The organism is Pirellulales bacterium (assembly GCA_019694455.1).
Classification (GTDB): domain Bacteria; phylum Planctomycetota; class Planctomycetia; order Pirellulales; family JAEUIK01; genus JAIBBY01.
Window position 1 is genome coordinate 28,965 of record JAIBBY010000036.1, and the last position, 22,198, is coordinate 51,162.

Below are 22,198 nucleotides of genomic sequence, written 5' to 3' on the forward strand. Positions count from 1 at the left end.
CGGGCGCTTACTAATCCCACCACCATTGGCCAGCGGCCAACTCGACCTGCGCCTTTTGCCGCGAGTCCCGCAGCGTTTGCTTGTCGTCGGCCAGCAGATTATCGGATTCAAGCGCTCGTTTGGGATGTAGCACCACGCCGCCGCCCAGCGGCGTCACGAGTTGGCTTCCCTTCCAAACCGATGTGACCACGGTCTCTACTTGCGTCGGCGCAGCATGCGTTTCCACCGGAAACTTCTCCTCGCTCGCAAAGACGCCCAGATCCCAGCCAGCCTTGCCGTACAGGTCCTCTTGCTGCACGTACGCCGCCGCCACCGCCATATCGATCACGTCGCGCAGTTGCGCGTACACCGGCGAACGCTCGGCAAGCTGCGGATACTTCTTGGTGAATCCCAACGCGAACATTTGGCTCGCCTTGTCCACATGGGTCGATCGGTGGCGCGTGCCGTCGCTGTCGACCAGTTCGCTTTCACCCACCAGTTTCACCCCATCCCCCACCAGTTCCATCGCCAGCCCATCGTCGCTGACGCGCACGCATTCGTAGTCGGGCACAAAAAACCACCGCACCATTCCATTGCGGCCCAAGCTGCCAGCCCGCGCCTTTTCGATATAGCTTGTCAACGGAATGGGTGGCCGCTCGACTCCGAGGCCAATCAACTTCATGCGGTAATCGGCCTCCACCATCACCGTGGCGAAGTGCGACTTGTTTGGCACGCCATACACCGTCACGGTCTGCATGCCCAGGTTGGTGCGAATGCCATCGACCAACGCGGCCTCGTCTGCCGGAGTGACATTGCCATACGCTTGCTGCAAGAACTGTTGCAACCGCTCTTGCCCCTCGCGCGTCGGGTCAATCGAGCAGCCGATCGGCTTTTTGTTCTTCACGCCGGGCGCGTAGGCGCGTAGCGCCACTACCAGGTCTTCGAGTTGCAGCACTGGCCGCCCCGTCGAAACGCTCACCACCCGCCCCGACAAATCCTGAGCCCAAGGCCCCGCCGGTCCGGCAATGACAATGTCCTTCGACTCGGGATAGTAAAAGACGTATTGCAGCCGTGTAAGGCCGCCCAAATAGCGCATCTCGTCGGTCAACTGCTGGCCGGCCGCAATCCGCGCGGCGACTGCTTGCTCTAGTTGCCGCAACGAGATCTTGCGCAGCGGACTCGCCTCCGCGGCTTCCGTCGTTAGCGCCGCGCCCCCTTGAGCCAGTCGCTGCCGATTCAGTTCGCCCGTCGGATCATTGTGTACCTGTAGCTTCAGCACGCCTTCTGCATCGACATGCACGCCAGCCACTTGCTGCGCCGCCGCGTCACGCTCGGCGCCAAACCAACCGGCCAACAACGCCGCCAACACCAACCATTTACGCCGTGCCAACCGCATACCGCACTGTTCCTTATCAAGAATCGCGATCAGATCGCGAAAAGCTCCGGTACGCTCCCACCCAGGGTCGCCGGCGCAAGACAAATTTCATCCTGGCCGGTTAAACGAGCGATGGGAGCGTGAGATTGGGCAAATGGAAAGGCTCGCCCCGAGAACCAAGAATCGATCTTAATTAGGCAAGATAGGCAAGGCAAGGAAACCGCGTTGCCTCTGCGGTCTCCAGCTATTCGATCGGTCCGGCTATGCCAGTCCTAACGCCTCTGCCTTGCGAACCGCTTCCGGCTCGTGTTTCTGCCACCACGCCTCGGCCGATTGGTCGGTCCAAGCCGCGGCCACCCCGCATGCGCCCAGCGCCGCCTCCAAATCTCCCACGGTCTGAAAACGGTCGGCCGGATCCTTGGCCAGACAGCGGAGGATCACCGCGTCCAGATCGGCCGGCAGTTCCGGCCTGATCTGTCGCGGCGGCGTCACCGGGTCGTGCGCGTGCGCGATCACGATCTTGATTGGCTTGGTCCCCTCAAACGGCGGCCGGCCGGTCACCAGATAGTAGGCCACCGCCCCGAGAGAATAAATGTCGTTGCGCGCGTCAGAAGCCGCTCCGCCAAGCGCCTGTTCGGGCGAGACAAAATAGGGCGACCCCGCGAACAACTCGTCGGCGTTCCAGGTCGCCACCGGATCGCTCATCAACTCCACCAATCCAAAGTCGACCACCTTCACCACGTCGTACAAGCCGCCTCGGAACGCCGCAATCATGTTGCTCGGCTTGATGTCGCGATGAATCAAACCTTGCGCATGCGCCTCGCGCAAGCCGCAACACGCCTGCCGCAACAAGTAGATCGCGCGTTCCGCAGGCAGCGGACCGTGCGTCTCTACAATCTCCATGAGCGACAACCCTGGCAGATACTCCATCACGTAATAAAACGTGCCTTCATCCGTCCGCCCGTAGTCAAAGATCTCCACCGTGTTCCAATGCGACAGCCGCGCCGTGGCGCGCACCTCGCGCTCAAAACGGCTCTGTGCCCGGGGGTCCGCCGATTTGCCGGCATCGATCAACTTGATGGCGCACGGTCGTTTGAGCAATTGATGCTCCGCCAGCCAGACATCGCCCATGCCTCCAGAGCCCAATAATTCGCGCAATCGGTACTGGCCCAATTGCCGCGCCTCAAACGCTTGCCGTCGCAGCGCGTTGATCACATGCGTGCCGTAAGTCGCCACACCCGCCACCAAGACCAGCAACAAACCGTTGCCGCTCAGTTCTTCCCAAAATCGCGACGCGCCGCCTGCCGCCTGCCGGTGCGCTATGATCGCCAACACGATGGGAGCCAGCGCCATCGTGCCGATGATCCGCGCCGCGCGCCGCCAGGGATTCGGCACGAACATCGCATAGGTGAAGATCAACGCCGACCAGGCGCCCGAACTGATCCGCACCTGGGTGATGCGCCCAGGATCGGTCATCTGCACGTACTGCGCCCCCAAAATCAGCAGAGCAGGCATGCCAAACAAGCCAATCTCGGCGGTCCGCAGGCCACGCCAGCTCATGAGCCGCGGCCGCCACAATTCAACTCCCGCCCAGGCCGTGGTTCCAATCATGGCCAAATGCAGCCACGACAGATAGCCGCGCGGCGTCGTCAGCGGAAAGTTGCCCGTCACCACTCCCCAGATGAGAAATAGCATGGCGCCCACGAAGATCACCACGCTCACCAGCCGCAATCGGGCGCGCAGCAAAAGCCGCGTTTGATCCGATAACCGTCGCCCCGCCCCCTCGACAATCGTCACTCGCCGAGACGGCCGCATGCCAGGGGCAGGAGTCTCAGCCGGCTTGGCGGCATTTCGCGCTGCGGGAGGATTCGAGATCGCGGGCGCGTCGAGTTTCATAGCGCCGTTCTATGGGTGACGGCAAAACGCGCCGCACGGAAAGGCCGTGTCGCGCGGCGTTCTATCAATCGTTTCGGATCGCTCGGCCCAACCACATTCGGCTAGCCGCCTGAGAACAGCGCGGTCGCGGTCGACGACTCGCTAACTCTGATCAAGCCAAGCTACGCATGCGCCGGTTGTAGCACACGCCCCTTGGTGGCATGCAGCGCCTTGGGGCGATGCACCAGCGCGCCTAGTCGCTGCTCCAGCACGGTTTCGCTTTCGTTCTTGATGACGTTCTTGATCAAGCGGATGAATCGAATCGGCCGGAACAAGTACGACAGGCCAAAAAACGAAGCCATGCCAAATAGCCGCCAAAACGCCAGCTCGCGGCCACGCACATGGCGGCAGTACTCGCTCGGCGCAAACGGATCCATGAACGCCACCAGCGAGCGGAAATAATCCTCGTTCAATTCGCCGATCTTGCCTTCTTCGCGCAACTCGTCGAACAACTTGCTTCCAGGATACGGCGAGAACAAAAAGATCGCCGCGTCATGCACCCCCAGCCAAGCCAGCTTCCAGGCAAACCATACCGTGGCCAGCACATGCTTGCGCGTCTCGTGCGGGAAGCCAATGATCAAGTTCACCTTAACGTGGATGTTGTTGCGGATCGCCGCCCGCGCCGAGGTGGTCAGCTTGTCGAGATCGACCTGCTTTTTTATCAGCTTAAGTGTCTCGACCGAACCGCTTTCCGGAGCGTACGTCACGTTGCGGCAGCCGGTGCGATACAGCGCGGCGCTCACCTCGTCGTCGATCACTTCGCTACGCGTGCCCGTCGGCAACTGCCAGGTGATCTTCAGCCCGCGTTCTTCCAACAAGCGGCAAAACTCCAAAATCCAAGACTTCTTGATGATCATCGTCAGATCGTAGAAGTCGATGTTCGTGGCCTGATACTTCTTCACGTAGTGCTCAATTTCGTCCACCACCTTCTCGGGCGAACGATGAATCCAAAGCTTGCCGTACATCACCGGATTTGAGCAAAACGTGCACTTATAAGGACAGCCACGCGTGGCCAAGATGCCCATGCTGCGCCCGAGATAAACGCCATGCGCGTTGCGGCTGCCGAGATACTCCTCCATCGGAAAATAGTCCCACGCCGGCAGCGGCACGTCGTCCACTTCCTGAATGCGTTGGCGCGGGGCCGTCTGCTTGAACTGCCCCGCTTCGATGTAGGCAATCCCGTTCACCTCGAGCAAGTGGTCCCAATGCCCCACATGGTTCGCCAACTCGACGATCGTCTCTTCCCCTTCTCCCAGCACGCAAATATCCAGCTCGTCGCAGTCACGCAGACTGTACTCCGGTAACGCGGTAATATGCTCTCCCCCGGCCACGATCGGCGTCGACGGAAAGCGCATGCGAATGGCCCGGATCAACTCGCGGCAAAAAGGCCAGTCTTGCGAGAACATGCACGACACGCCGATCAAATCGGTCTCGGCCGGGATCCGCTCCACTGTCTCCTGGATCGTCAGTCCCTGAAACAGGTAGCCCTCCTCCTCGATGAACTGATCCACCCGTTCCCCGATGCCGTCCACTGCGTGAACTCGGTGCCCGGCCGACTCCAAGGTCGCGCACAAATACGCCAATCCCAGGGGGGGCGTCACCGGATTGCTCCAGGTTCCGGTCGACGAGAGCATCGCCGGGCGAATAACGGTGACGTGACGATTGACCGGCGCCACCGATGCGGACGATGGCTCGATGATGGTCAGCAGGTTGTCCAACATGCGGCTATTCCCCCAGAGCTACAGACTGCGCGTGATTTTTTTCAATTCGAGGGCGAGAACTCGCCGACGGACGAGCGACTAGCTGGTCTCCGTCCCCTCCGCGGGGCCAGGGAGGGGGCGGGAGCCCAACTCGTCACAATTGGCTCAAATCGTGCGCCTCTATCGGCGCAAGGTGCAGCGTAGTTGTCTGAACCGCCCATAGTCAAGAATTTTGCCCCCCTTTTGTGGGAAAACAGGCGATTTCTACTACACTGCCGTCAAAAAACTCCTGAATACCCAACTCCAGACTTTCAAACGACGTGCGAGTTTTTCGCCCTTCGCATGGCGGCTAGGGAGATTGCAACCGCCGATGGAACACTTAGAATCCCTCCTTGCCGTGAATGACGGCATGCCAAAAAGCACAACAGCGGATTCCCGCAGAATCCATCAATTCGATATTCACGGGCATGCGCCCGGGCGAATGTGTGATAAGGTCCTGCCCCGCCTTGTCCCGTTTGTCTGGGCGCTTTTTTTGCGCGGCTGTCGATCGTTGCAGACGCGGCGGCGGTTTGTGCGGTAGTTTCCCACCGTTTGATTCATGACGCTCTCGATGCCGGCGCCGCGAGTCATACGGTTTTCGTCAACGAACGCTTCGGATCACATTGCGCAAAACGGGGGCGAATCAATGCCGCGCCGACGCGATTGCGTCTTAATGTTAGCAGGCGAAGCAACTACTCACTTGGGCGTGGCTATTCTTTGACCATCCGCTTGATTTCCGGTTGATGAACCAGCCGGAAAATTGAATAATACGAGCGGGCACATCCATTCTCTCGCAACGGAACTGCTACTGAATCCGAACTTAGGCCGCTCTCTCGCCAAGTCGACAGGGGATTCAGTGTTTTCGAAAGCAGTTTCATCATGCGTTTGCATTGTTTGGTTGTTGCGCTATTGGTCTGTGCCGCTCAGCCGTCATTGGCGGCCCCGCTCCGTGTAGTCGCCACTGGCGACTCTCAAACCAAAAACTATTCGCCTCGGCTCGCCGCCGCGCTCGCTGCGCGCGGCATTACCGCCGATGTCTCCGCCGTAGCGTCGGGGGGCGCCACCTCCGCCACCTATACAGGGCAAGTTGAAGATCCACACGCCAGCCCACCGGTGGCTCATGATTTCGTGGCCGATGCCCTCGCCAGCGATCCTGATATCGTGTTGTTCATGCTCGGTGTGAACGATGCGTTCCAAAATCGCTTCGACCAGTTCACCGCCGATATCAGCAGCGTCTTCGATCGCCTGGCGACTGCGACCAATTCTCGCGGTCGGCGCCCCAAAGTCATCGTCGCCACCAATATACCGGTGCTCGACAACCCCACAGACGACAAATACGCCGCCGCCGACGCGCTGCTCGACTCGCAGTTCAATCCCTGGCTCAAGTCGCAGGCGCTAGAACATGGCTTCGCGTTGCTCGATCTGAATCGGCGAATCCAAAATCAAACCGGCTACCAAAATTGGTATAGCGACGATGGCGCCACACCGGGTCATGTGCATCTGTGGGGAACCGATCGCGCCGGCGCTGGCTACAATTGGATGGCCGATCAATTTGCCCGCGCAATCCGCGCCGACATGGCCGCCGTGCCAGAACCCTCCACATTCCGCCTCATGATCGCCGCGGCGCTGGCCGTTGGCTTCGTCGCGTTCTCACGGCGAAATTAGCCGCGTAGGGCGTGTGGTTTGCTGGATGCCGCGAGTGGTTCGCCAACTCGGCAATCCAGAACTAGCGCTGCGCCATGCGCGGCGAGTTGCGATGCACATGTCGCGTGGTGCGCGTCGGCACGTGTCGACTCTTGACCGGTTGCGCGGGCGTCGATTGCCCTTCGCTCACCACCCGGTCCTCGCGGTGGATCACCTTGGCGCCAGGCGGCAAGTTCATTTCCGAGTCGCTCGGCGCGCGGCCCATCGACGCCATCCGCTCGGCCGGAGCATGGCCTCGCGACACCACGCCGTCGGCCGGCGTCGGCTGCCCCGCGTAGCCAGCGTAGCCGCCGTGTGGCAGATAGCCCGGGTAGCCTGTCTGCGATCCCGTCCAGTTGCCGCAGCCATCGCATGGATCGTGGCAAGCGGGCGGATCGCTCAAAACGCCGTAATACATCTCGCCGCAGCCGCTTTCGCAGGCGCAGTCGGGCAGGCAATTGCGGAGCGGAAAAATGCCGCAGTGCCGACGTGTGAACGTCATGCAGAGGATTTCACGCAGCACGCCGCAGCCCGTGGAACTGGTCAGCGTGACCATCATGAGAGCCAACAGAATCAGGCGTCTCATGGCGCCGCTCCTTTCTCATCGACCGCGTTGACGAGGCGTCGCGTCGACGCCTGCGAGGCATACCCCAAGGGTTTATCGACCGACTTTTGGCGAAAATCCACAGAATCGATACAACCGTCGCTAGCAGCAGCACAGCCAGTACGTCGCGCGTACGCCCCTTTGCTTGCGGATTGGCGCGACCCGCGGTTTGATTGCCCCTGCGCAGTGCTCTGAAAAGTCCCGCGCGAGTCGCTCGACCCGTCGATTCAGGCGACTTCCCAATCCACGATCAGCGCGCCAGCCAGGCCCCCTTCCAACAGCGGCACAATTCGGCCTTTCACGCGTTCATGCTCCGGGTGGGGCATGTACGCGCTCACCGCGGCCAAATCCGCGAAAGTCATCACAAATCCATGAGTGAAGCCTTGATGCAGCCCTTCTTGGCTGTTGTTGGCCCCCCAAGAAAAATCCAATATGCCGGGGATCACGCGGCGCAATTCCCCCAACTCGGCCATGACCTCGGCCAGCAATTCTGGCGTTACATCCCGCCGAATCTTCAGCAGCACCACATGCTTAATCTGTGGCATAGCGCGATCTTACTCCGCTGATGCGATGGTTTCACTGCGCCGACTCGCGGCCGCGCGGTTCAGAAACGGCAATATACTGCGCGCCGGCATCTCCCGCACGAACCCTACCCGCATCGCCCCAATTGTCACCAGCCGACATCTTCGGCTGTTGACATCCGGCAACGCGCGTTGCCCCGCCGCCACCTGTCATTCTCCAGCCGGCACGTTCGCGCGGCGCTCGACGCCGTGCGGGAGTCGCATGACCTAGGCTTGCATGGATCCATCTCTCTCCAGCCGTTGGCAGGCGGCGGGTGAGACTCGTCTCGCTGGTCATTCGACAACTCATACGCGCGCCTCTCCGCAGCCCCCTTGGGGGCGGATCACTTCGGCGAGCGCGCGAAAGGTCGCTGCATCATGCTTTGCAATTCGACGCGCGGTATCGCTCATCCTCGTCCGCTCTCGTCACCTGCTGGTTCGCGCTAGCGATCCCAAGAATCTCCTCCGGACGAGCGAGCCGATCATGCCGACCAAAACTCCATCGTGGAATCAACTGTGGCGCCGCGCCGCCGCCTATCTGGCCGGCAGTCCGACGCGCTCTCTGCGCCCGCGTCTCCACCACGCGGCCCTGCGCTTCGAGCATCTCGAACAACGACAACTCCACGCGATCACGCCCCTCTCGTTTGTCGAGGTCGATCCCCGCGGTTGGGAAATCCTTGACGCCGCCATCCAGCGCTCCATCGCGGTCGCTGATCCTCAAGATTTCACCGTCACGCTCAAAGCCGGGCAGGCCATCTCGGCCGCCCTCTCCGCCACCAGTTCACCCATCTCCCTCTCGCTCACCGATCCCTCGGGCGCCGTCGTCTCCACCTTGTCGCTCGCTAGCGGTCAAGCCGGCGTGCTAGTGCCGTATGTCGCCCCGGTCGGCGGCACCTTCACCTTCCGCCTCACCAACACCGGCGGCGCGGCCGGCGCGTACGCGCTCGATGTCGCGCTCAACTCCGGCGTGGAAGGAATCGACTCCTCCATCGCCAGCCCGCAATCGCTCAACAACACCTACACGGCCATCACCGGCGGCGCCACGCGGTATGCCTATCTCGGTAGCGCCAACACTCAATCCGGGTCCGACGTCGATTCGTACACCATCGACCTGTCCGGCGCCGTCGGCAAAACGCTCGACCTCCGGGTCGCGGGCCGCGGCGGCGCCGACTTCAGCGGTCAGCGATTGCAACTCTTCAGTCCTGGCGGCGTGCTGCTGGCCGAAGGCGTCGCCGAAATCGATCCCAACGAGACCACCAGCCGCTCGCTCGTCATTTCAAAGTACTTCGTGCCGGTGGGCGGCCTCTACACGATTCGCCTCACCTCGCAGACGGCGGGCAACTACGGCCTGGTAGTCAGCGATTCAACCCCCACCGCGCCGCTATCGGCAGCCACGGTGCTGAATATGGTGGTCGCCAATCGCTGGACCTCGAAGACCAGCGTCGAGTCGCTCGTCGGCACGGTGTCGTTTGATCGATACTTCACCTCGCTCACGACCGACGAGTTGCTGCGAACGCTGCTCAACAACAACCTGATCCGCGGCTATTCCGATCTGGGACTGCTCAAAGCGGCGCTCCCCAGTCGGCACGTCGATCTCACCAGCCTGCGCCCCGACGGCATTCTCACCGCGCTCGAAACGTCCTGGTATGACTCGCTGCTTGGTTCTGGCGGCGCCGCCATCGACGCCACTGACGCCAAAGACGCGCTCCGCGCGCTCTACGCCGCCAGCCCCACCGCGCTCTTGGACGTCTTCACCACCCGCGAACTGCTCGGACTGTTCGACGATTCGATCTCCTCGGCGGCCGGCGCGGCGATCGACCGCATGCACGCCAGCGGCACCCAAGCGACGTCGGACAGCAACATCAGCACGATGCACCAACTGTGGACGCACGACACGGCCGGCAACCTAAACACCCCTACGCCGCAAGACTCCTTCGCCGCCACCAGCGCCCAGCCAGTAGGCAACCGCACGATGCTCGCCACCAGCTTTTTGGCGATCGACGGCTACGGCAATTCAGATGGTTATAGCTGGGGCTTCGTCGATCCCGTCGATTCTCAGGGCCAGCCCACCGACTACTTTCTGGTGTGGATGGACCAGTGGGAGCAGGTCATCCGCGCGCGCGTGCAAAGCTTCTTCACGCAATACAAGAACCTTGGCGGACAACTCGACTACTTCGCCATGGACATCGAGGACATGAACTTCTCATACTGGGGCATGACCACCTTCGAGCGCCGCGTCAACCCGCAAGTCACCGCCACGCGCACCGTGTGGCAGGCGCTACAAGCCGATCCCCGTTGGAACGCCCTCAAGGCCGAACTCAAGGCCGCCGGACTCACCGACGACGATCTATCGCTTGCCAACATCGGCAACTACAACACGGTCAGCGAGAAGGCCTCCATCTGGAACGGCGTGCTCGAGGCCCGCTTCTCCGGCTACATCAACCGCGCGGTCGTGCAGCCCATCCTGGCGCTCTTCCCCAATGCCAAAATCCTCAACTATGGCAGCTACTACCGCAGCACCACCATGCCGTCCACCGAGTATTACGCCTTTCTCGACAGCACCGACACGGTCGGCACGCTGATCGGCAATCGACAATCAAAGGAACTGTACGGATATCACACCTCGGTCTACACCAAGGATGGCCAGTCGCAGCCCACGCCCCCCTTCGAAACACGCATCAAATACGCCTCGGCGACACAGCTCACCAACGGCCAAGGACAACCCACGCTCAACTGTCTGGCCACCATCCAGCTCTTCACGCCGATACCAGGCCTCAAGCCTGGCGACTCGATCACCATCGAAAACCGCGGCAACAACTGGATCGATCCCCTCTACGCCGGCAAGTGGACCATCCAATCCGCCTCCGCCGACGGTCTCACCGTCAAGTACGTCTTCACCATTCCCAATATCAACAGCGTGCCCGCCGCCTACGATCTGTCGAATCGCGGCGAGGTCATCAACAGCGCCTATCTGGAAACCTGGCGATCCTACAGCGCCTTCATCGCCGACCTCAAAATCGTCCGTACCGAAGTCGGCGCCAGCGACGTCCCCTTTGTTCCCTGGGTCAGTGGCCGCGATTGGCTGCAGCGCGAGTACGGGCTCAACCACACGTATTACCCGGAAACGATTTTCCACACGGCGCTCAGCGGCGCCGAGGACTTTCTCTTCTGGAAAGACAGCGCCGATCCTCAAGTCGCCAATCACACCGTCCTGAACAACTTGCTCAAAGAGCTAGATCCCCTCGTCGGCTTCGAGGGGCGCAAGACCATCACCTTCACCCATGCCGAATGGGACGATGGCTACATGCTCACCGGCATGGAGGCCAACGGCCGCCGTGTCTATCGCCTCACCCCCGATCCGCTGCTTTCAATCACCAATCTCTCCAGCGGCGGCAACGTCGTCTTTCGTATTGGCGGCAAGACCGTCACCATCCCCCACGCCACCCTATACACTCCCCCGGGTGGCAGCGTCTCCAACCTCGGCTACTGGATCGTTCAAACCGCCGGCGCCAACCAACTCACCATGAGCGCCGACCAGGTGGCCGCCGCGGTGCAAAGCGCTCTGCGACCGCAAATCAGCGCGCCAGACGCACTCGTCGGCCAGGCCATTCCTGTCACCCTCTCGATGAATTCCGCCGCGTTCCCCCCCGGCACACAGTTCAGCTTCGATATCGATTGGACCGGCGACGGCGTCGTCGATCGCACCATCGTCGGTCCCAGCGGCACACAGGTGAATTGCAGCTTTGCATCCCCTGGCGACTACAACATCGTCGTCACCGCGTCGGTGCTCGGCTCCGGTCAAGCCCTTCCCGCCGCTAACCGCCAGGTGCATGTCGGCACATTGCCGTTCACCGACTCCTTCACCCGCGCTGACAGCACCAGCCTCAGTACCAATTGGAGCGAGCAGTTCGGCGACCTCAAGCTCCAATCCGGCAAGCTCGAACTGGCGTCGGGCGACATGGCCCTGGCCATCGTCCGCGGCCCCAACACCGCCGACGTCGTCACCAGTGCCAACATCGACCTGCCGGCCGGCGGACGCATCGGCCTCGTCACGCGCTACGGCGGACCCGGCGACGACAACTGGTACATGGGGCGCATCTATTACTCGGGCAGCACCGCCTACGCCCAAATGCACAAGAGCGTTGGCGGTGTCGTCACGAACCTGGGCGAGCGAGTCGTCTCCGGCGCCGCCGGCACGCTCCGCTTCGAGGCCGTCGGAACCAGCCTCAAGCTCTATTGGAACGATCAGCTCGTCGTCTCCGCCACTGATGCAGCGCTCGCCGTCGGCGCCGTGGGCGCCCGTCTCGGTACGGGCACGCTCGACAATTTTTCAGTGACATTGCCAGCGGCCGCCGCCGCCAATCCTCCCACCGCCCCCACGAGCCTCACCGCCGCGGCCGCCAGCGCCTCGCAAATCAATCTGGCGTGGCAGCACTCCGGCGCCGTCGATCGTTTTGAAATCCTGCGCCACAACGGCACGCAATACGTCGTGGTCGGCACGGTCGCCGCCGCAGCCCGCGCGTATCAAGACACCGGCCTCGCCGCCGGCACGCAGTATCAGTATCAGGTTCGCGCGGTCGCCGCCGATGGCCAAACCGCCCTCGCGCAGGTTTCCGCCACCACCGATAGCGCCACGCCGCCGCCGGCTGGCTCCTTCGTCGACAACTTCAATCGCCCCAACAGCACCAACCTCGGCGCCAGTTGGAGCGAGCCAGTCGGCAACACGCGCGTCTCCGCCAACAGCCTCATGGTCGAAGGCGCCGGCGCCGGCATGGCCGTCCTCACTGGCGTCAACTACACAGACGCCGCCATCAGCGCCGATGTCACCGTCCCCACCGATGGCCGCATCGGACTCATCGCCCGCTACGGCGGCAGTGGCGACTCCGATTGGTACATGGCCCGCATCTACAACTCCGGCAGCCGGGTCTACGCCACGCTCTACAAAAATGTGAACGGCGCCGTCACCAATCTCGGCGAGCAGATCGTCTCTGGCGACTCCGGCGCCATGCGCTTCGAACTCGAAGGCAATAGCCTCAAGCTCTATTGGAACAACCAACTCGCCGTCAGCGCGCAAGACAACTCGCTCGCCACCGGCATGGCAGGTGTCCGCCTCGGTGTCGGCACGCTCGACAACTTCAGCGTCACCACCAGCGGCAACCAGGTCACGCCACCGCCCGCCGCGCCCAATAACGTCACCGCCACCCCGGCCAGCGCCACGCAAATCAACCTCGCCTGGCAGCAGTCGGGCGCCGTCGATCATTTCGACGTTCTGCGCCACAACGGCGCGCAATATGTCGTCGTCGGCACGGTTGGCGCCGCCGCCCGCGCGTTTCAAGACACCGGGCTCGCCGCCGGCACGCAATATCAATATCAGGTTCGCGCCGTTGCCGCCGATGGACAAACCGCGCTCGCGCAGGTTTCCGCCACCACCAACAGCGTCACTCCGCCGCCAGCGGCCACCTTCAGCGACACCTTCAATCGCGCCGACAGCACCAACCTCGGCGCCAACTGGTCCGAATCGCTCGGCAACGCCAAAATCGTAAACGGTCAACTCGTCAACGAAGGCGGCGGCGCCGGCATGCCAATCGTCAACAGCGCCGCCGTCGCCAATGGGTCGCTCAGCGCCGATCTGGTCCTGTCCGCCGGCGGCCGCATGGGCATCATCGCCCGCTATGGCGGCAGCGGCGACTCCGATTGGTACATGGCCCGCATTTACAACTCCGGCAGCACGGTCTACGCCACGCTCTACAAAAACGTGAACGGCGCCGTCACCAATTTCGGCGAGCAAGTCGTCTCCGGTGGCTCGGGCACGCTTCGCTTCGACCTCGATGGCGACAATCTCAAACTTTATTGGAACGATCAACTCGCCGTCAGCGCGCGCGATGCATCGCTCGCCACCGGCAAGGTCGGTCTGCGCCTTGGTCCTGGCGCCGTCGATAGCTTCTCGGTCAACATTGCCGATCAGCAAGTCGCGCAGCCACCGGCTGCCCCCACCAGCGTCACCGCCACCGCCGCCGGCAATAGCCAGATCAACCTTGCTTGGCAGCACTCGGGCACGGTCGATCACTTCGACATTCTGCGTCACAACGGCACGCAATATGTCGTGGTCGGCACGGTCGGCGCCGCCGCCCGCGTGTATCAAGACACCGGTCTCGCCGCCGGCACGCAATATCAATATCAGGTCCGCGCCGTCGCGGCCAATGGCCAATCGGCCGAAACTCAGGTCACCGGCGCGACCACCGGCGCCCCTCCCGCCGCGCTCAACTTTAGTGACTCGTTCACCCGTGCCGACGGCACCAACCTCGGCGCCAACTGGACCGAACCCCTCGGCAACGCCAAGCTCGTCGCCGGACAAATGGTGATCGAAGGCGCCAGCGCCGCCATGCCGATCCTCGCCAGCGTCAACGTGGCCGATGTTTCCCTAAGCGCCGATCTCGTCGTGCCCGCCGACGGCCGCCAGGGACTCATCGCCCGCTACGGCGGCAGCGGCGACTCCAATTGGTACATGGCCCGCATCTACAACTCCGGCAGCCGGGTCTACGCCACGCTCTACAAGAATGTGAATGGCGCGGTCATCAACCTCGGCGAGCAGGTTGTCACCGGCGCCACCGGCACGCTCCGCTTCGACTTAAGCGGCGACAATCTCAAGCTCTATTGGAACAACCAACTCATCATCAACCGGCAAGACAACTCGCTTGCCACCGGCAAGGTCGGCCTCCGCCTCGGCGCCGGCGCGGTGGAATCCTTCTCCGCCACGTCGCTGTAGCCACCCGCGAGTCGATTGCCGGCGCTGTGGTTGCTTCACACGCAATCGACCAGTCGGGGGAAAGATTTTGACGCCAGCGGCCAACTGGAATAAAACGTCCATCATGCGAAAAGCGAAACGACCGGCGGCGCCAATCACTGACCTATAACGGCGGACGATGCTCGACCGCGACGTGCCACTCTTGGTCATCGATCGCGAAACGGGGGTCCGCCGGGCATCGATGTGGCGATTCATGCGCGGAGAACAGTCGATTCGGCTCGACATAGCAGACCGTCTGGCGGCTTACTTCCGGTTGAGACTCTCGGACTAAGTTCGATGCTGGGAAACACCTTCGTCTTTCTGGTAACAGCTACATACCTAGCCGTTACCCTTAACGCAATACTCCAATACGGCATTCCCGGGCTGCTCGTAGCACTTCTTCCCGGCCTCGTCGTCTTCTGCCTACTTGGCGAAATGGTGGAGAGTATCGTCCCCAAGAAGTTGCCCTTGTCTGGAGAAGCCGACCATCATCTACAAATGGAGATGATTAATGGTCCTCAGCAACACAGCGAAGAGCCAGTTAGCCAGCAGACAGTAGAAAGCCAAAAACGGCAAAAAGAGATTCAACGGCGTCAGCAAGAAGCATGGGAGAGCTATCACAAGAGAAATTGGGTAGCCTTTGTTGACCATATGTCGGGATTGGAGTTTGAGCGATTCGTCGCCAGCCTTTTCGAGCGCATGGGACATCAGCATGTACGTCTAACTAGTGAGTGTGGAGACCAAGGTGCGGACGTGCTTTGCGAGATGGACGGTGTCCCAACCGCGATACAAGCTAAGCGATGGAAAAGCAGTGTCGGCAATTCCGCAGTCCGCGAGGTATTAGGCGCAATGCTCTACTACGGCTGTCAAGCCGGGATGATTGTTACGAATCAGTCGTTTACAAAGGCCGCCATTCATCTGGCTGAAAAAGACGCTCGCATTAAGCTTTGCGACCGAACAATGCTCGCACGAATGATTGAGGAGCATTTCCCGAAGGAGATTCCTCCATTTGACCAGCAGATGTATGACCGAATTGTTAGATGGTCCAGTCGTGGTGCACCACGCGTGACAAACAAATCGGCAAGTTGGCGTCATTATCGCAAACGCAGATAGGCAAATAATTGGGCACGATCGACTGCAAGCAAGTCACCAAGCCGCTACCCGCTGACGCCGAGTTATTTGCCTGCGGTAAACAGCGCTTAGCCCGCTGGCGCGACAGCAAGGGCAAGACCCGCACGGCGCCAGTAACCACCAGCGGCGATGGCGCAGAGCGCCTTGTGATCGAAGCGTGAACCTACGCCGCCAAGCACCACTGCGGCGACGGCATCATGCGTGAACACTCGACCGGCCGACGCGATGCCCAAACGACCCGCGCCTGCTCGACGTGCATGGCGCGCTCGATGCCTTGCCCGCGCTGCCGTTGAATTCGGCGCCGCAATCCAGCGCGCAGGCGAACCTTGCGACTGGCACTTACGGTCGCTCGCCGCTTGCACCGCTGCTTGCACCAAAATCTGTCCAAGCGTGTTCAAAACAGGCATCGACTGACAAAACGACAGTCGAGCGCCATCAAACTGATCGAAGCGCCGCGCAGCGCGCAACGTCTTACGGGCGCAACAAAAAAGACCCGCTGACAAGCGCTGTCAACGAGTCTCTTGTAGTGGAGCGGAAGGGAGTCGAACCCTCGACCTCTGCATTGCGAACGCAGCGCTCTCCCAACTGAGCTACCGCCCCAGTTCGACCGCACTGTTACTTTCGCCGCCCCAAGTGCCGCCGCTGGACACGTAAATGTAGCGCCTCGACTCCAAATTGTCAAAGACGCCGTGCATCGCAATTCGCTCGCCCGCGCGGCGCCGCCCCGCCCCTTCAATCCAGCAAGGTCAGCGTCACCCGCCGCATGTCCATCACCGTGTTCCCCGGAATCTCCAGCGCCCGCAGCGACAGTTCCCCCTCCCCCACTTCCAACCGCATCTCGCCCAATAAGAGCGTCCGAAATTCCTTCATCGGCGATTCCCCCGCGCGCGGCAGCGTGTCCCGTTGGGTCAGCAGCGGCGGATCCCAACCCGGCGCCACGCGCCCCCTCAGCCGACTGCCCAGAAAGCTCAACTCCACCTCCGCGCCAGCGTCCGCCAAGGGGCACGTGTAGTCGATCTCCACCCGATACCGCCCTGCCGTCGCCACCGCGATCTGCCACGCCATGCTGTCCGTCGTGGCGGTCCAGTTCACAAAGTAAGAACAGTTGGGCGCGCGGGCACTGCGCCGCACGCCGCCGCGCGGCGTTCCATCGCGCGCCGGCAACATCGTGATCGGAAACTCGCGGTAGCCCACCGGGATCGGTCGCGGATCAACGCTTCCCCCCGCCGCCGCCGGCGCCTGCTCGCCAAACATCTCGCGCCGCCACGCCTCCACCGCCTGCCGCATGCTGGCGACGATCATCGGCTCGTGATCGTTGATCGCCGCCGTCTGCGCGGGGTCGGCGGTCATGTCGAACAACTGCCCATCACTATCGAGTCGATACCGCTGGCTCCGCGCGCTGACCTGGCCAGACCAGGTGGTAAAGAGCATCCGCTCCTCCCACTCCGGCGACTCATTCAACAGCAGCGGGCTCAGATCGCGCCCGTCCAAGGGCTTGTCGCCAGCGCGCGGCACACCGACCAGAGACAACAGAGTTGGCAGCAAATCAATCGCCCCGGTAATCTGTCCCACCGTGCGCCCCGCCGGCAACCGCGCCGGCCAGCGCCAATAGCACACGCTGCGCACGCCCCCTTCGTCTGTGCTTCCCTTGCGCCCCTTCATGCCGCCATTCCAGCGCGGCGTGTTGGGGCCATTGTCGGAGAAGTACACCACGATGGTGTCGCGCTCCAGTCCCAACTCGGCCAACTTCGCCAGAATGCGCCCCACGTTCCCATCCTGATTTTCGAGCATCGCCAAGGCGCAGCGCGTTTCGTCCACCGCTTCCTTGTCCCCATCGGCCCCGCGCTGCGTAATTGGCAAATTGCGAAAGCGTTCCCAGTTCTCCGCCGGCACACACCACGGCGTATGTGGTGTGGTGAACGGCACGTAGCACAAGAACGGCCGCTGCCGATTCCGCTCGATGAACTCCAGCGCCCGATCGGTGCAGACATCGACGATGTATCCGCGCGTGCGCTTCATCCGCCCAGCGTCTTCCAGCGGCGCGTCGAAATACTCTCCCCAATGCCCCGCCGTGTAGCCAAAATATTCGTCGAAGCCGCGGGCACGCGGATGATAGGGCCACTGGCCGCCATTATGCCACTTGCCAAAGGCGCCGGTGGCGTAGCCCGCCTGCCGCAACGCGTCGGCCAGCGTCGCCTCGTCCAGGTCAAGCCGCTCCCGCCCCAGCGACACCCCATAGACGCCCCCGCGCGGATGATAGCGCCCCGTGAGAAACTCCGCCCGCGTCGGCGCGCACACCGGACAGACAAAGAATCGATCGAGCGACACCCCGGCCGTCGCCAGCGAATCGATGTGCGGCGTCGTCGCCTGCCGATTGCCAGAGTGGCCATAGTCTCCCCAGCCCGCATCGTCGGCCAATAGCACCACAATGTTCGGCCGCGCCGGTTCCGCGCCAATTGTACGGCCCGCCGCCAACGCAAGCAGCGTCAGCGACCACACCAAGCTCAAGCGACGTGCGCCAACCATGCCGCGATTTTCCACCTGTTAGCGAAACAATATCGAAAACAAAACACGCCCTGCGCGCACGGCCGCCAACGTGCGTGAAATTCGACCATCGACCTGCGCGATAGCGACTCGTTTCTAGCGCCAAGACTACAAGGCATATTTTTTGCAATCAACCAGTTCTGTTCTCGCACATCCGCAGCGCCCTGAAATTCTCGGCGCGTAAGCGGTATAAATGGTTTCTGTCGCGGCTCGATCTCAGTCGACGCAACCCAGGGGACGCAAATGCACGTCAGGTCGAAGCCGCTACTGCTTTTTGGCGCCTTGCCATTGCTGGGCATCATCGCGGCGTATGTGCAGTGGGGCGCGTTCGGCCTGCCATCAATTCCGCCCATTCCCGACACAACCCCCGCTGCTGCCGCGCTCCCCTTTGGCTTTCCGGCGTGGCTGCGCGTCACGCACTATGTCAACTTTCTGCTGCTCGTGCTCCTCGTCCGCAGCGGATTGCAAATCTTGATGGACCATCCGCGACTCTATTGGAACGTCCACTGCACGCCCGGCGACGAGTGGCTGCGACTCACCTCGATCAAAGTACCGACCGATCGCGTCTGGACCGCCAAAGACGACGCGCGCCACCTATCTCCCTGGATCGGCCTGCCCGGCTATCGCCATACCATCGGCATGGCCCGGCACTGGCACTTTCTCAGCGTGCTCTTCTGGGTCGGCAACGGCGCGATCTTCATGTTCCTCTTGTTCGCCACTGAACAGTGGAAGCGTCTCGTTCCCACCTCCTGGCAAATCGTGCCCAACGCCTGGTCGGTCTGGGTGCATTACGCCACCTTCCACCTGCCGCCAGAACCCAACGGCTTCTACCGCTACAACGCGCTGCAGCAACTGGCCTACTTCGGCGTCGTCTTCCTGCTGGCGCCGTTGGCCATCCTCACCGGCCCCTCCATGTCGCCCGCGCTCACCAATCGCTTCGTCTGGTATCCCAAGCTCCCGGGCAACCGGCAGATCGGCCGCTCGCTCCACTTTCTCATCATGTGCGCATTCGTCCTCTTCTTCGTCAGCCATGTGACGATGGTCGCCCTCACGGGCTTCGTGCGCAACATGAATCACATCGTCATCGGCGCCGACGATGGTCGCCTGACCGGTCTCTATCTTGGTCTGCTCGGCATCGGCGTCGTCGTGGCGGTCAACGCGCTGGCCAACTGGTTGGCCTGGCGCCACCCGCGACTGGTGCAGCATGTCGCCAAAAAATTGGTTACCCCGGTGATGAGCTTCTTGCTCGATCGACCCGCCCCGGTGGCCGAGTTTCGCCCTCAAGACGTCTCGCCGTTCTTTTGGGCCAACGGCAAAACGCCCACCTCCCACGAGTGGACCGCGCTCGCCGACGGCCACTTCGTCGACTATCGCTTGCGGGTGTGCGGCCTCGTCGCCAACCCCGTCGAACTCTCGCTCGACGATCTCCGCGCGCTCCCCCACAAAACACAAATCACGCTGCATCACTGCATTCAAGGCTGGTCGGGCATCGCCGCCTGGGGTGGGCTGCCGCTCGCCGATCTGGTCGCGCTCGTTCGCCCCACGGCCGCCGCTCGCGCCGTCGTCTTTTATTCCTTTGGCGAGGGGGGCGAAGGGGGCGAGTTCTACGACAGCCTGTCGCTCGACAACGCCCGTCACCCACAAACGCTGCTCGCCTACGACATGAACGACCAGCCCTTGGGCATCTTGCACGGTGCGCCGCTGCGGCTGCGCGTCGAGAACCAACTCGGCTTCAAGATGGTCAAGTGGATTCGCGCCATCGAGTTCGTCGCCGATGTGCGCGCCATCGGCCAGGGCGAAGGAGGCTACAACGAGGACCACGAATATTTTGGAGAATTAGCCAACATCTAACCCCCGCGGTTCGCCACCAAAGGAACAACGCTCAAGGCCCGTTTTCAGAACCCTCGCCCCGGTACGCCGGGGAGAGGGCAGGGTGAGGGGCACAGCGGCGCAAGCGCGCGGCCAAGAAGTATCGATCCAGAGTTGGAGACAGTACTGAAAGTTGTTGTAAACAAAAGGAGAACGCCATGCCCAACTACAAATATCTGATCATCGGTGGCGGAATGACGAGCGACGCCGCCGTGCATGGCATTCGTCAGCGCGATCCACAAGGCGCCATCGGCGTGATCGGCGCCGAGTCGTATCCCCCCTACGACCGCCCTCCCCTCTCCAAGGCGTTGTGGAAAGGCAAACCGCTGGAAAGCATCTGGCGCCAGGATGATCAGCGCGCCGCCAAACATCTCGGCCGCCTGGCCTGCCAACTCGACCCGCAAAACAAGCGCGTCACCGACGACCAAGGCGCCACCTACACCTACGAAAAGCTGCTCTTGGCCGCCGGTTGCTCACCGCGGCGCCTGCCGTTTGGAGAAGACCAGATCATCTACTACCGCACGCTCGACGATTACCAGCGCCTGCGCCAACTCGCAGAGCGGCACGAGCGGTTCGCGGTCATCGGCGGCGGATTCATCGGCTCCGAGATCGCCGCCGCGCTCGCCATGAACGGAAAAAAGACCACCATCCTCTTCCCCGGCCCCTGCATCGGCGGTCACGCCTTTCCGCAACCGCTGGCCGAGTTTCTCAACGACTACTACGTCCAGAAGGGGGTCAACCTGCTCCCTCAGACCACCGTCACCGGCCTCGACACGCGCGACGGCAAGCCGGTCCTCCAGGCGCGCGGCGCGCAGTCCGGCAGCGATCACCAACTGCCGGTCGATGCCGTCGTCGCCGGCATCGGCGTCCTGCCCAATGTCGAACTCGCCCAGGCCGCCGGGCTCACCGTCGACAATGGCGTTCGCGTCGATGCGGCGCTCCGCACTAGCCATCCCGATATCTACGCCGCCGGCGATGTCGCCAGCTTTCACAACCCGGCCCTCGATCGCTGGCTGCGCGTCGAGCACGAAGACAACGCCAATCACATGGGCGACGCCGCCGGCCGCTCGATGGCGGGCGAAAGCGTGGCGTACGACTATCTGCCGTCGTTCTACTCCGACCTGTTCGACCTCGGCTACGAGGCCGTCGGCGAGATCGACGCCCGACTCGAAATATTTGCCGATTGGAAAGAGCCCTTCCGCGAGGGAGTCGTCTATTATCTGCGCGCCGGGCGCGTGCGCGGGGTGCTCCTCTGGAACGTGTGGGACCAGGTCGGCGCCGCCCGCCGCCTGATCGCCGATCCCGGCCCCTTCTCCGCGCAAAATCTCAAAGGCCGCCTGCCAGAGTAAAGGGCGTTCCTTCGTGCGGGTGCAACTTCGTCCTTCGCCGGGTGCCATGCTCCACGGCGCAGCCGCAGACATGCCGTGCCGTGAACCGCGTCGATTTCATCCTTCGCCGCCGCGCAGCAAAGGAAGAATTTGGCCGATAGGCCGGATGAGGGGGGCTCCCTCTCCTGCTCCACTGCTCACCTGATCCAACACGTGTGCCACTGGCTCCGCCAGTGGTGAGCAACATACGAGCTTGCCATGAAACAACACCAACCAACGTGCGAGTCCATCTCGCCCCCGCCGGGTGCCATGCTCCACGGCGCAGCCGCAGACATGCCGTGCCGCGAACCGCGTCGATTTCATCCTTCGCCCCCGCGCAGCGAAGCGCAGCAGGGGGAGAAGGTGGCCGCAGGCCGGATGAGGGGGCCTTCCTTCGCGCTTTCTGCTGCTGTGCGTCTTCGCGCCTTGGCGACTTCGCTCTTACTCCTTCCTGCGTCAGTCCTCTTGTCTCCGCCCCTCCGCGCCGCCACGGTTCCATCGACCCGCAGTGCGCCCGCGCGCCGAAGCCGGCAGACTTCAATTCCGATACGCCTGCCAATCAATTAGAATGTCCACCGCTCCCCCGCGCCCGTAGCTCAATCGGATAGAGCAGCGGACTTCTAATCCG

At 62.4% G+C, this 22,198-nt stretch carries 12 protein-coding genes and 1 tRNA gene; 6 read left to right on the top strand and 7 right to left on the bottom strand.

What is annotated here, in order from left to right; all coding sequences use genetic code 11:
- Positions 1-10: 10 nt before the first annotated feature.
- The 3 genes from K1X71_14610 to K1X71_14620 all read right to left on the bottom strand — a co-directional run bounded on the left by K1X71_14610 (position 11) and on the right by K1X71_14620 (position 5,010).
- The gene (locus K1X71_14610; protein ID MBX7074375.1) at positions 11-1,375 is read right to left on the bottom strand and encodes a DUF1598 domain-containing protein; all 1,365 of its coding nucleotides are present in this window, start codon (positions 1,373-1,375) and stop codon (positions 11-13) included.
- A 240-nt stretch (positions 1,376-1,615) separates the two neighbouring features.
- The gene (locus K1X71_14615; protein ID MBX7074376.1) at positions 1,616-3,250 is read right to left on the bottom strand and encodes a serine/threonine protein kinase; all 1,635 of its coding nucleotides are present in this window, start codon (positions 3,248-3,250) and stop codon (positions 1,616-1,618) included.
- Positions 3,251-3,411: 161 nt separating this feature from the next.
- Positions 3,412-5,010 (bottom strand): B12-binding domain-containing radical SAM protein, encoded by a 1,599-nt coding sequence (locus K1X71_14620; protein MBX7074377.1) that lies wholly within the window; start codon positions 5,008-5,010, stop codon positions 3,412-3,414.
- Between the two features lie 897 nt (positions 5,011-5,907).
- Between K1X71_14620 and K1X71_14625 the strand changes: the two genes are divergently transcribed.
- Positions 5,908-6,693, top strand: a complete 786-nt coding sequence (locus K1X71_14625) for a hypothetical protein (protein MBX7074378.1) — start codon at positions 5,908-5,910, stop codon at positions 6,691-6,693.
- A 61-nt stretch (positions 6,694-6,754) separates the two neighbouring features.
- Here K1X71_14625 and K1X71_14630 read toward each other — a convergent pair whose 3' ends face one another.
- Together K1X71_14630 and K1X71_14635 are read right to left on the bottom strand one after the other, a co-directional pair.
- Positions 6,755-7,297, bottom strand: a complete 543-nt coding sequence (locus K1X71_14630) for a hypothetical protein (protein ID MBX7074379.1) — start codon at positions 7,295-7,297, stop codon at positions 6,755-6,757.
- A gap of 245 nt (positions 7,298-7,542) precedes the next feature.
- Positions 7,543-7,860, bottom strand: coding sequence for a Dabb family protein (locus K1X71_14635; GenBank protein ID MBX7074380.1), 318 nt, complete (start codon positions 7,858-7,860; stop codon positions 7,543-7,545).
- A gap of 499 nt (positions 7,861-8,359) precedes the next feature.
- Between K1X71_14635 and K1X71_14640 the strand changes: the two genes are divergently transcribed.
- From K1X71_14640 to K1X71_14650, 3 genes are all read left to right on the top strand, one after another.
- The gene (locus K1X71_14640; protein ID MBX7074381.1) at positions 8,360-14,641 is read left to right on the top strand and encodes a fibronectin type III domain-containing protein; all 6,282 of its coding nucleotides are present in this window, start codon (positions 8,360-8,362) and stop codon (positions 14,639-14,641) included.
- A 315-nt stretch (positions 14,642-14,956) separates the two neighbouring features.
- Positions 14,957-15,772, top strand: coding sequence for a restriction endonuclease (locus K1X71_14645; GenBank protein MBX7074382.1), 816 nt, complete (start codon positions 14,957-14,959; stop codon positions 15,770-15,772).
- A gap of 8 nt (positions 15,773-15,780) precedes the next feature.
- Positions 15,781-15,951 (top strand): hypothetical protein, encoded by a 171-nt coding sequence (locus K1X71_14650; GenBank protein ID MBX7074383.1) that lies wholly within the window; start codon positions 15,781-15,783, stop codon positions 15,949-15,951.
- 366 nt (positions 15,952-16,317) lie between these two features.
- Here the strand turns inward: K1X71_14650 and K1X71_14655 are convergent.
- Positions 16,318-16,390, bottom strand: a tRNA-Ala gene (locus tag K1X71_14655).
- A 132-nt stretch (positions 16,391-16,522) separates the two neighbouring features.
- A complete protein-coding gene (locus tag K1X71_14660) occupies positions 16,523-18,316 on the bottom strand; it encodes an arylsulfatase (GenBank protein MBX7074384.1) in 1,794 nt (597 codons plus the stop codon).
- Positions 18,317-18,577: 261 nt separating this feature from the next.
- Between K1X71_14660 and K1X71_14665 the strand changes: the two genes are divergently transcribed.
- Positions 18,578-20,185, top strand: coding sequence for a molybdopterin-dependent oxidoreductase (locus K1X71_14665; protein ID MBX7074385.1), 1,608 nt, complete (start codon positions 18,578-18,580; stop codon positions 20,183-20,185).
- A 176-nt stretch (positions 20,186-20,361) separates the two neighbouring features.
- Positions 20,362-21,552, top strand: coding sequence for an NAD(P)/FAD-dependent oxidoreductase (locus K1X71_14670; GenBank protein ID MBX7074386.1), 1,191 nt, complete (start codon positions 20,362-20,364; stop codon positions 21,550-21,552).
- Positions 21,553-22,198: the final 646 nt, after the last annotated feature.